Origin of the sequence: Micromonospora olivasterospora (assembly GCF_007830265.1) — a bacterium.
Classification (GTDB): Bacteria; Actinomycetota; Actinomycetes; order Mycobacteriales; family Micromonosporaceae; genus Micromonospora; species Micromonospora olivasterospora.
Genome location: NZ_VLKE01000001.1, coordinates 6,390,872 through 6,402,500, shown reverse-complemented (window position 1 = coordinate 6,402,500; position 11,629 = coordinate 6,390,872). Strand labels below are relative to the sequence as shown.

The 11,629-nt window shown below is 67.0% G+C and carries 8 protein-coding genes and 2 pseudogenes; 9 read left to right on the top strand and 1 reads right to left on the bottom strand.

All coding sequences use genetic code 11. From position 1 onward, the window contains the following. Nucleotides 1–103: 103 nt before the first annotated feature. Both JD77_RS35765 and JD77_RS28885 read left to right on the top strand, forming a co-directional pair. A pseudogene (locus JD77_RS35765) lies at nucleotides 104–443 on the top strand (transposase); the annotation flags it as partial. 409 nt (nucleotides 444–852) lie between these two features. Next, nucleotides 853–1,710, top strand: a complete 858-nt coding sequence (locus JD77_RS28885) for a MurR/RpiR family transcriptional regulator (RefSeq protein WP_170286584.1) — start codon at nucleotides 853–855, stop codon at nucleotides 1,708–1,710. A gap of 24 nt (nucleotides 1,711–1,734) precedes the next feature. On the opposite strand, the gene JD77_RS28880 is transcribed toward JD77_RS28885, so the two are convergent. Continuing rightward, nucleotides 1,735–2,793, bottom strand: coding sequence for an NADP-dependent oxidoreductase (locus JD77_RS28880; protein WP_145777015.1), 1,059 nt, complete (start codon nucleotides 2,791–2,793; stop codon nucleotides 1,735–1,737). 198 nt (nucleotides 2,794–2,991) lie between these two features. Between JD77_RS28880 and hutH the strand changes: the two genes are divergently transcribed. The 7 genes and pseudogenes from hutH (at nucleotide 2,992) to JD77_RS28845 (ending at nucleotide 11,415) form a co-directional block, all read left to right on the top strand. Next, complete coding sequence (hutH, locus tag JD77_RS28875; RefSeq protein ID WP_145777014.1) at nucleotides 2,992–4,521, top strand: histidine ammonia-lyase; 1,530 nt, start codon at nucleotides 2,992–2,994, stop codon at nucleotides 4,519–4,521. Nucleotides 4,522–5,035: 514 nt separating this feature from the next. Beyond that, nucleotides 5,036–5,971, top strand: a complete 936-nt coding sequence (locus tag JD77_RS28870) for an ABC transporter substrate-binding protein (protein WP_145777013.1) — start codon at nucleotides 5,036–5,038, stop codon at nucleotides 5,969–5,971. Nucleotides 5,972–6,221: 250 nt separating this feature from the next. Further along, nucleotides 6,222–7,115: an amino acid ABC transporter permease gene (locus JD77_RS28865; protein WP_145777012.1), complete on the top strand. Its 894-nt coding sequence runs from the start codon at nucleotides 6,222–6,224 to the stop codon at nucleotides 7,113–7,115. Further along, nucleotides 7,112–7,879 carry an amino acid ABC transporter ATP-binding protein gene (locus JD77_RS28860; protein ID WP_145777011.1) on the top strand — a complete coding sequence of 256 codons (768 nt, stop codon included), beginning with the start codon at nucleotides 7,112–7,114 and terminating at the stop codon, nucleotides 7,877–7,879. The genes JD77_RS28865 and JD77_RS28860 overlap by 4 nt, the downstream gene beginning before the upstream one ends. Before the next feature lie 8 nt (nucleotides 7,880–7,887). Further along, a complete protein-coding gene (locus JD77_RS28855) occupies nucleotides 7,888–8,661 on the top strand; it encodes an alpha/beta fold hydrolase (RefSeq protein ID WP_145777010.1) in 774 nt (257 codons plus the stop codon). 269 nt (nucleotides 8,662–8,930) lie between these two features. Continuing rightward, nucleotides 8,931–10,132, top strand: a pseudogene (locus tag JD77_RS28850) (allantoate amidohydrolase). Then, the gene (locus tag JD77_RS28845; protein ID WP_145777008.1) at nucleotides 10,129–11,415 is read left to right on the top strand and encodes a formimidoylglutamate deiminase; all 1,287 of its coding nucleotides are present in this window, start codon (nucleotides 10,129–10,131) and stop codon (nucleotides 11,413–11,415) included. The pseudogene JD77_RS28850 and the gene JD77_RS28845 overlap by 4 nt, the downstream one beginning before the upstream one ends. Nucleotides 11,416–11,629: the final 214 nt, after the last annotated feature.

Here is an 11,629-nt window from a genome sequence, read left to right as displayed (position 1 = left end):
ACCAGATTCAGACTCACCCCGCCACGCCGTGGCAGGGCAACGCCGGGGCCACCCACGCCGTTCGCGACTGGCCGACCGGACGTCACCCGGTCCGCCGCGCCGTGGAGTACTCCTGGCGGCCCGCTCCCGGGCCCACGCCCGCGTCGAGGACGGGATCCGCCGCGCCAAGGGCACCGGCCTGCGCCGGCCACCTTCGCGCAGGTTCGATATCAACCAGGCCTGCTGCACCGCCGCGACCTGGTCGCGTGGCTGCAACTCATCGGCCTCGACGGCCGCCTGGCCGAAGCTGAACCGAAGCGGCTGCGCGATCCGGATCCCGCACACCGTCGCCCGCCTCGTGCGCGGCCAACGTCGCCGCTGGCTACGCATCGCCTCCAGCTGGCCCTGGGCCGAGCAGATCCACCACCGCGTTGCACCGGATCACGGCGACCCGCCCCCCGGGCCGACCAGCCCAGGCGCTGCCCCAACAACCCGGAGGACCCGGGAGACCACGTCCGCCGCTGCGACAGACGGCCCTGTCACCATGCCCGGAGCCTCCCGACATCGACCATCAGCGCTCAGGTCCGCCGGGCGGAACGAGCCGACGTCAGGCGCGAATTATCGAGGCTAGTAGTATGCATAGAGCTATTCAGCTGGCGCGGCGGGTCGACTGTCGCCTGAGTCTCGCGTTCCAGGAGGAAGGGGTGAGAGATGAGCATGACTCTTTGTGCCCTGGTTCCTTCGACGTCGCGCTCAGTCCAGGACTTCGAGCACCTGAACATCACCCGTGTCGCTTGCTCCGGGAGGCCGGCCCTACTGCCGAGGCGTCACACCCGCCCGCTCGTGTTTGATCCGCGCTAGGAGATGCTTGACATGACCGCCACTGCGGCCACGGCGCCGGCCGACGTCTATGAGCGCTTGACCAACGCCCGGCTATCGCCTGCGCAACGACGAATCGCGCGTTATGTGATCGATCACCGTGATGCTGCGGCCTTCCTGACCAGCGAGAGCATTGCTCGGCAGGTCGGCGTCAGCCAACCTTCGGTGTCACGGTTCGCGGCCGCGCTCGGTTACGCCAGGTTCTCGGACTTCAAGCGAGCGCTCCAGAAGTGGGCCCGCTCTGAGATGTCGACACTCCCGCCCTCAGTCGAGAGCGCGAGTCCCTTGGCCGAGGCGATCGGGGCCGAGGTGGCCAATCTACAGTGGCTCGGCCAGTCGGTCACCCTCGAAGAGCAGATTTCTCGGGTCGGGTCCGCCCTCATGTCCTCGCAGCGGCTGCCGGTCATCGGGCTGCGGATCTCGCGTTCGTTCGCCCAGCACTTTGCCTACCTCGGCGCCAAGGTGCACCCGAACATCTCTGTGATCGACCGCGGCGACACAGAGGCCAAGGAGAGCCTTGCTCGCGCGGCGGCGGAGGGGGCCACCTGGTGCCTGGCGTTCATCCTCCCGCGCTACCCGAGGGAAGCCTGTGACCTGGTGCGTTATGCGAGGCAGATCGGACTCAGGGCCGCGGTTCTCAGTGACGAGTCGTTTGCGACCGTCGGGCACGAGACCGATGAGCTCATCACCGTCAGGCTCGGGAGTGGGTTGCTCTTCGACACGTCCGCAGCGATGAACATCGCCTCGTCCGCGCTCCTGCACGCCATGGCCGACTCCAACCCCGGGGCCTCGCAGGACGGGCTCGAGCGCTTCGAGCGACACGCCACCGACCTCGCGGTCTTCGAGGACTGATCGAGGCCGTCGGCGGCCAGCGCATCACGGCACGGGCGGTGCGGGGCGCGTGGGGTCGTCGGCGACCTTGACGATGAGCTTCCCGAAATTCTTCCCCTTCAGGAGGCCGAAAAACGCGTCAGGGGCGTTCTCGAGCCCGTCGACGAAATCCTCTCGGTACTTGATCCGGCCGGCGGAAAGCCAGGCCGACATGTCGCGCTGGAACTCGGAGTAGTGGGTCGAGATGAAGTCTCGCTGCGTGAAACCGCGGACGACGAGTCGCTTGATGTTGATCGCGCTCATTAGCTGCGGGAGCCGGTCGGGCCCAGCCGGGGCCGACGTCTCGTTGTACTGAGAGATCAGGCCGCAGACGGGCACCCGTGCGAAATCGTTGAGGTGATCGAAGACGGCGTCCCACACGGCGCCGCCGACGTTCTCGAAGTAGATGTCGATTCCGTCCGGAACGGCCTCGCTCAGCTCGTACTCGAAGGTGGGTGATCGATGGTCGAGGGCGACGTCGAATCCCAGTTCGCGCAGGAATGCCACCTTGCGGGCGCCGCCCGCGATGCCGACGGTGTGGGCGCCCTGGATCTTGGCGATCTGGCCGACGACGGACCCCACGGCCCCTGTCGCGGCCGCCACCACGAGCGTCTCGCCCGGGCGGACGCGCCCGATCTCGGTGAGTCCGACGTACGCCGCGAAACCTGGCATGCCGAGCACGCCGAGGGCGGTTGAGATAGGTGCCTTGGCCGGGTCGACCCTGCGCAGGGACTGGCTGTCCTGCACGGCGTGGGTCTGCCAGCCGGAGTGCGCGAGGACGATGTCGCCGGGGCTGAAGGCAGGCGACGCCGACTCGAGGACCTCGCAGACGGTGCCGCCTTCCATCACCTCGCCAACCTCCACCGGCTTGGCGTAGGAACGCGTTGCGTTCATCCGGCCGCGCATGTACGGGTCCAGCGAGAGGTAGATCGTCCGCAGCAGGACTTGGCCGTCGGCGACGGCCGGGAGCTCGCGCGTCTCGAGACGAAGGTTCGAGCGGGCGGGCTCGCCGACGGGCCGGGAGGCGAGGACGACGGCACGGGAGTGGGTCACAGGAGGCAACATAACGGAGGTTGCCCGCACTGCATAGTGTGAGATACGGTGCCCGAGGCAGATGAATGCTTTTCTGCAATCAGGGCAAGGTCCTCGCTCGACGTCGAGGGCGCCAGTCGCCGGGCGACCTGTCGCTGCCGTCGCTCTCCGTCGCTGGGTCGACCGTCGAATGTGAGCCTCAAGAGATCAGCTAACAGGAGGATGATCATCGTGAGCACCATCACGATCACCGGCGAGCATTTGAGCCTCGATACGCTTCGTCCCGTATTCCGGGGCCCTGTCCGGGTGGCGCTCGCTCCTCAGGCGGTGGAGAACCTGCGACGCGCGCACCAGGTGATCCTGGACGCGATCAGCCGCGGAGATGTGGTCTACGGGGTGAACACCGGCTTCGGGAAGCTGGCGGACCGACGGATCTCACCCTCGGACCTCCTGGAGCTGCAACGCCGGTCGGTGCTGTCGCACATGGTCGGGGTGGGCGACCCGCTTCCCGACGAGACGGTCCGCGCCATCATGGTCATCAAGCTCATCGGTCTTGCGCGCGGGCACTCCGGCATCCGCGTCGAGACCGCGGAGATGATCGTGGATATGATCAACGCGGACGTGCTGCCTGTCATCCCGACGCAGGGCTCCGTCGGAGCCTCGGGAGACCTGGCGCCGCTGGCGCACCTCGCCGGCGCCCTGATGGGAGAGGGTCGCGTCCGGATCGACGGCGTCACCTACAACGCCGTAGAGGGCCTCGCGAAGGCCGGGCTGACTCCCGTCGAACTGGGCCCCAAGGAGGCGGTGGCACTCCTGAACGGCGTTCAGGCATCCACCGCCATCGCCCTGCGGGGACTGTTCGGCGCCGAGGCCGTCTTCAACGCAGGCCTGGCCGCAGGTGCGCTGACGCTGGAGGCGACGGCGGGCCGGCAGGTCGTTCTCGACGACCGCATCCAGCAGATCCGCGGGCACGCTGGCCAGATCCGGGTCGCAGGCCTCCTGCGCCGCCTGGTCGCCGACAGTTCGGTCCTCGACGTGGAGTTCGAGGGACGTCGGCTCCAGGATCCCTACTGCCTGCGCTGCCAGCCACAGGTGATGGGGGCGGCGCTGGATCTCCTGACGTTCGCCGCGCGCACGATCCAGCAGGAGGTCAACGCGGTCTCCGACAACCCCCTGATGTTCCCCGACGATGACGTCGTCCTGTCGGGCGGGAACTTCCACGGCCAGCCCATCGCTTACGCGGCGGACATCATCGCCATGGCGATCTGCGAGATCGGGTCGATCTCCGAGCGCCGCCAGGCAATGCTCATGGACGCCTCCATGAGCGGGTTGGCGCCGTTCCTGGTTGGCAATGCGGGCCTGAACTCGGGGTTCATCATGGCTCAGGTGACCAGTGCCGCGCTCGTCGCGGAGAATCGGGCCAAGGCGACTCCGAACAGCGTCGACAGCATTCCGACCTCCGCCGGCCAGGAGGATCACGTCAGCATGGCGACGCACGCGTCCGTGCGCCTTGGGCCCATGGTGCGCAACGCGGCGTACATCATCGCGATTGAGCTGCTGTGTGCTGCCCAGGGCCTGGACCTGCGAAACGGCGGGGCTGCGGCGCCGGCGAATCGCCCCACCTACGACCTTGTGCGCTCCAAGGCCGAATTCCTCGAGGACGACCGAATTATGGCGGGGGAGATGGAGGCCGTTGCCGCGGAGGTCCTCGACGGGGTGTTCATCGACATCGTCGGTGGTCCACTGGAAGCTGACGCCTGACCGGCAGCTTTTCGCTCTTGCCGCATGGGGCGGGCTGCGCCACGGGGGTGGGCACGCATGGCGCGCCCACCCCTTCGCGTCTTTTCTGAGCGATGTTGGCGGGCTCTGGTCGCGCTCGGGCGATGCCGCCACCCGTACCCGCCGGCAAGACTCGTCGCGGATCGCGTCCCAGGTTCCGTCCCTCCGCCACTCCGTGAACCGGCGATGCCGTATTTGGCGGCGGGAGCTTGCGCGGCATCTGCCGCGGATATGCGCAGTGGCGCCCCGTGAGGATGGCCGGGAAGAGCTATTGCCGAGCGCCTTGCATCGACATATTTAACCGTCACCTGTCGCGCGCGGTCGGTCACTCAACGCTCTCCAGGGGGCGGCCCGAAGGCGGCTGTGTTGCGTCTGCGAAACATCTTCAGATCGCATGCGTGAGGGGGTTGCCGTGCTGCATGGAAGGGGATACCGTTCCGCCAGCGCTGAATGAATTCTTTCACGCCAGCCTCGAGTAGCCCACCAGGAGCCATCGATGCCGAAAAGCCGTGTAGTGACCGCTACCCTCTCCCTGCTTGCCGCCACCGCGCTCCTCCTGAGCGGCTGCGGGGCGGAGGCCGACACGCCGAAGGACAACGCTCAGCTTGTCCCGAAGCTGAATGAACTGCTGCCGCAGAAGGTGCGGGACGCCGGTGTCCTCACCGTGGGGACCGACCCGCAGTACCCGCCGTGCGACTTCACCAACCAGTCAGGGCAGATCGATGGTTTCAACCACGACATCCTGATGGCGATGGCGCCGCGACTTGGCGTCGACATCCGCCAGCAGGCGATCGCCTTCGACGGCCTGCTGCCCGGGGTGCAGAGCGGTCGGTTCGATGCCGCGATGGAGTGCATCACCGACAACCTGGAGCGTCAGAAGACGGTGAAGTTCGTCGACTATGCCTACGCCACCAAGAGCGTCGTCACGACGTCGGAGAACAAGCACGGCATCACGAAGAACCCCCTGACCACGTGTGGGCTGAAGGCGGGCGTTCAGACCGGAACCGAGTTCGTCGAAGACGCCAAGCTGTTCTCGAAGAACTGCGAGTCGGAGGGCAAGGCCGCGCTGCAGATCACCAACTTCCCGACCGCCGGCGACCAGAACACCGCACTGCAGTCCGGTCGGATCGATTTCGCCTTCACCAACACGGCGACTGGAGTGTGGCAGGCGAAGGCCAGCGGCGGCCACTTCGAGATCATCCCGAGCCCGCTGCTGTCGCGCACCTACGTCGGCATCGTGGTAGGCCTTCAGGCCGACGGGACCGCCAAGGCCCTGCTCGGTGCGCTCGAGGCGATCATCGAGGACGGCACCTACGGCAAGATCATGTCGAAGTGGGAACTCAACGACATCGCGTTGGACAAGCCCGGCATCAACCTGGCGACCGAGCGTCCCCTCGAGCTGCCGAAGGTCTGCGGGGCGTGCGGCTCCTGACCTAGCGGCGATGTGGGCGTCGCCCCGAGCGTATCGACGACCTCCTAATGCGTTGTTGTCGTGAACTCGCGGGACCCGGGTCTGACGCGGCGCGGACACCCGCGCCGCGTCAGACCGGCGGTCAGATGACTGGAGTGCGAACCCGACCGTTCAGGCCGGCCGTCTGTCGCGAGCACACGAGAAGCGTCGACCTCGGACACCAACCACGCCTCTCGGATCATCGCTAACGAGAAACAAAAGAAGGTGAACCGTGACACACGTGACACACCCGGCAGCTGATGTCGAAGTGCGAGATCCTTTCGCGAAACCCCGGCCACGCAAACACCCGAGCTACTGGATCAGTGGGCTTGTCGCGGCTGTGATCCTGGGTTTTCTCGTCTACGGGTTCGTGACCAATGAGCACCTGGAATGGGATGTCGTAGGTGACTACCTCTTCGCCGATCCCATCATGGAGGGCTTGTGGATGACGATCAAGCTCTCATTGCTCGCCCAGCTCATCGCGGTGCTGATCGGTTGCCTGCTCGCCCTTCTCGGTGAGTCCCGGAACCCGGTCTTCCGCACCTTCGTCAAGGCGTATGTCGGGTTGTTCCGAGGGCTGCCGCTCCTTGTTCTCCTGCTGATCTGCTTCAACGCGGCACTCTTCATCCCGCGAGTCGGGTTCGGTGCGGCCAGTTGGGACACGAACACCCTCATCACCGGTTTCACGGCCGCCATCATCGGCCTTTCCTTGCACGAGGGCGCCTTCATGGTCGAGATCATCCGTGCCGGCTTCATGTCGGTGCCTCCCGGCCAGCGTGAGGCGGCCCAGGTCCTGGGAATGAAGCGTGGCCTCACCATGCGGACCATCGTCATCCCACAGGCGATCAGGGTCATCATCCCTCCGACGGGCAACCAGTTCATCAGCCTCCTCAAGGCGAGCTCGCTCGTCGCGGTCATCGGTGGAGGCGACCTCCTCACCCGGGCCCAGCAGATCTACGGCTCCAACTTCAAAGTGATCCCGCTCCTCATGGTGGTCAGCTTCTGGTACCTGACGATCGTCATGCTGGCGACCCTGGGTCAGCACTTCCTCGAGAAGAAGTACTCCCTGTCCGCAGGACCGCAGCGGAAGTTCATGAAATCTCGAGTCGGGGAGGCGTCGAAGTGAAGCAGCAGCCACTTGTGACCATCCGGGACGTGCGGAAGTGCTACGGCGAGATCGAGGTCCTCAAAGGCATCGACCTCGACGTCATGCACGGAGAGGTGTTGTGTCTGATCGGGCCGTCAGGCTCAGGAAAGAGCACGCTGCTTCGTTGCGTGAACGTCCTCGAACAGATCGATGGCGGCTACATCCAGGTAGAGAACGAATTCGCGGGCGCGACGGTCAAGAACGGGGAGCTCCACGAGCCCAGCGAGGCCGAGATCGCGAGGTACCGCCAGCGCATCGGCATGGTCTTCCAGCACTTCAACCTCTTTTCCCACCTGACAGCGCTCGAGAACGTGGCCATCGGCCTTGTCAAGGTCCGGGGATTCGCAAGGAGCGAGGCGGTCGCCCGCGCGCGGGCGAGCTTGTCTGACGTCGGACTGGCGCACCTGGAGAACTCGTACCCGCGCCATCTCTCCGGTGGGCAGCAGCAACGTGTCGCCATCGCCCGCGCGCTGGCCATGGAGCCGAGGCTCATGCTGTTCGACGAGCCGACGAGCGCACTGGATCCCGAGCTCGTCGGGGAGGTGCTGTCGGTGATGCGTCGCGTGGCTGAGCGGGGGATGACCATGATCGTGGTGACCCACGAGATGCGGTTCGCGCGGGACGTCGCCGATCGGGTTGCCTTCATGGATCAGGGCCGGATCGCCGAGATCGACGACGCCAAGAAGCTGATCGATTCGCCGACATCCGAGCGTACGAAGAACTTCCTGAACCACGTGAAGTGAGAGTCGGTATGGTCAACCTGCAGATCACGTTCGGTGAGCCACACGGCGCCACGGATGCTCCGTGCCTGGTCCTCGGCCACTCCTTGGGTACGTCATCCGCCCTCTGGGCCGACGCGGCCGCGTTGCTCGCAAAACACTTCCGTGTCGTCACCTGGGACCTACCCGGACACGGCGCCTCGCCCGCCGCAGACGATGCGTTCACCATCAGCGACCTGTCCGACGCGGTGGTCGGTCAGCTCGGCGCACGCGGGGTCTCCAAGTTCCTGTACGCGGGCGTCTCCATCGGTGGCACCGTGGGGATGGACGTGGCCCGCCGGCATGCCGAGCGCGTCGACGCGGTTGCGGTCATCTCCGCCGGCGCCAACGTCGACGCACCAGCGGCCTGGGCTGAGCGGGCTGCCTTGGTGCGCTCGGAAGGGACTGAGGCGTTGGCGGCGGGATCGCTGCAGCGCTGGTTCGCGCCGGCGACGCGAGAGCACCGCGGCGAGCGAGCGGCGTCGATGATCGAGGAACTTCGTCGCGCCGACGACCGTAGTTACGCGTGGGCGTGCGAGGCTCTCGCCGCCTACGACGTCTCGCCCGACCTGTCCCGGATGGACGTCCGCGCTCTCGCGCTGTGGGGCGAGTACGACCAGCTCGTCCCCGAGCGCAAGTCGGCCGAGCTCGCTCGAGGGCTGCCGCGCGGATCTCTCCAGTGCGTTCCTGATGCGGCACATGCCGCGCCCCTCGAGCAGCCCACGACCGTCTCGGATCTGCTGGTCGACTTCTTCCTAGGCCCGTGAGCGTTGTCCGCGAGTGACGGCACGGTCGAATGTGGAAGACTGCACCGCCGTTACCGCCCGAGCCCCTGCGGCCATGTCCCGGTGCTCGAGGCGGCAACATGTAGAACGCGCCTGCAGACGAACTCAAGATGCCGGTGAGGACCTGTGTCCCCGATAGAAACGACGTTGACAGAGCTTATGCCCAGTACAGCCTTCCATGACCACGCCGCTGTCGGTCGACGGCGACCAATGACGCACGTCGACGCGAGGGGCGGGCGCCGTGTCGGTTCGTGACAGATTGGCGGAGATCAGCGAGATCGGCCGAGACAACGTCCGCGGTGGCTACTCGCGTCATCTGCTGGAGCCGGCGGAGGTGGCGCTTCGCAGCTGGTTCAGAAGCTCAGCGGAAGCACTGGGTCTTTCCGTCGAGGTGGACGGGAACGGGAACCTGTGGGCGTGGTGGGGCGAGTCGCGACAGGGCGCCGTCGCGACAGGCAGTCACCTTGACTCCGTCCCCGGCGGAGGCGCGTTCGACGGACCTCTCGGTGTGGTGAGTGCACTCGAGGCGGTCGCGATCCTCAAGGCTGATGGCTGGTGTCCCACGCGGCCGATTGCCGTCTGCGCGTTCGCGGAGGAAGAAGGATCCCGCTTCGGCATGCCGTGCCTGGGCTCTCGACTGATGGTCGGTGAGATCGCGCCGGAGGACGCGCTCGCCCGGGTCGACCGCAGTGGCGTCACCCTCGAAGAGGCCTGGCGGCAGGCGGGCCTGGGGGTCTCCACCATCGGCCCGGACCCCGACCGACTCGCCGGCATCGACATGTTCCTCGAACTTCACGTCGAGCAGGGCCTCGACCTGGAGGACCGCGGTCTCCCCCTCGCGGTGGGTTCGGCGATCATGGCGCACGGCAGGTGGCGGCTCTCGATCGTCGGGGAGGGGAACCATGCCGGGACCACGCCGATGCAGGGACGCCGCGACCCGGTGGTCGCGCTCTCGTCGGCGGCCCTTGCGGTCCGCGAGATCGCCTTGGAGCGACCGGCCGCTCGTGGCACCATCGGCCGCATCTCGGTCACCCCGAACGGCACGAATGTCATCGCCTCGCGTGTCGACGCCTGGCTCGACATCCGGGCTCATACCGACTCTGAGGTACGCGTGCAGTTGGACACGACGGTTGCGCTCATCCAGAAGCGGGTTGCGGCCGAGGGCTGTGCCCTTGAGGTCCACGAGGAGTCGTTTTCGCCGTTGGTCCTTTTCGACGAGCCGCTCACGGCGAGGATCGCCGGTCTGCTCGGCGGCGTGCCGGCGATACCGACAGGCGCTGGCCACGACGCAGGTGTCCTCTCCGCGTACGTCCCATCCGCGATGATCTTCGTCCGGAATCCGACTGGCGTCTCGCACGCCCCGGAGGAGGCCGCCCGCGAGGAGGACTGCGAGGTCGGAGCACAAGGGCTTGCCGCCGTTCTCCGAGACCTCACCGGCGGGGCATCCCGATGAGCGGCGAACGGCAGCGCTTCCACTGCCAGGTCGCGCTCGTGGAGGGAGGCCTGGCCGAGAGGGTGCGGGTGGAGGCGGTGGACGGTGTGGTCGTCGAGGTCGTCGCAGGCGTGCCGCCGCAGCCCGACGATGTCGTGCTCGGAATGGTCGTGCCGGGATTCGCGAACGCCCATTCCCATGCGTTTCATCGAGAGCTGCGCGGTCGTACGCACGCCAACGGGGGTGACTTCTGGCAGTGGCGGCAGCGGATGTACGACGTCGCCAACCGTCTGACGCCGGACAGCTACCACGTCGTCGCGGAGCGGGTCTTCAAGGAGATGCGCGACGCCGGTTACACGGCAGTCGGTGAGTTTCACTACCTGCACCACCAGCCTGGCGGAACGCCGTACGGCGGTCACGAGATGGAGCTGGCGCTGGCGGCGGCGGCGGCCGCCGCCGGCGTTCGGCTGGTACTTCTGGACACCTGCTACCTGTGGGGTGGCGTCAACGAGCCACTGGGCGCGGAGCAGCAGCGGTTCAGCGACGGAGACGCCCATCGGTGGTTGGACCGCTGGCATCGGCTGCGCGACGTGCTCTCAGAACAGGCTGGCGGACTCGTCACCCTGGGTGCCGCCATTCACTCGGTCCGAGCGGTATCGCGATCCGACCTCTCCGTGATCGCCGACGGCCTACCTCAGGACGTGCCGCTGCACGCCCACGTGTCCGAGCAGCCCGCGGAGAACCAGGCCTGCCTGGAGGCGCACGGCCTCACTCCGGTCGGCCTGCTCGCGGATCACGGGCTGGTGTCGTCGCGGTTCTCCGCAGTTCACGCGACGCACCTGACCACTGGCGACATCGGCCTGCTCGGCGACGCCGGCGCGACGATCGTGATGTGTCCCACGACCGAAGCTGATCTCGGCGACGGGATCGGCCCTGCCCCCGAGCTCCAGGACGCGAAGGCACGCCTCGCCATCGGCTCGGACCAGCACGCGGTGATCGATCCGTTCGAGGAGCTCAGCCGTTTGGAACTCGACCAGCGCTTGCGGCTGCAGCGACGTGGGGTTTTCCCGCCGGACACGCTCTGGGCGGCGGGAACAGTCAGGGGGTACGAATCCCTCGCTCTGTCGCGGAATCCTGGGCTTCCGCCGGGACTGCGCGTGGGCGAGCACTGGGACGCGGTCGAAATCGACGCGGCGTCGACGAGAGTCCGAGGTGCCGACCCCTGGCAGTTGCCACTCGCGGCGCGTGCCTGCGATGTGCGGGCAACCATCGTCGGGGGTCGGCTGACACGTCCCGGCTGCTGAGAGGTAACCGTTCGCGGGCAGCAGACAGGCACGGGACTTTACCGATCATGTGAGTTCTTCACGCTCCGTGACCGACAAGGATTCCCGTGCCTGCGCTGCCCTTCGCTGTTGGAACCCGGCTGGGTTCGGTTCGCCGCACTGCTGCCCGGCCGGGCGCGCCCCGATGCAGGCCAGCAACCGCCGGCCGGTCGAACGCACCCGCCGCCTCAGACAG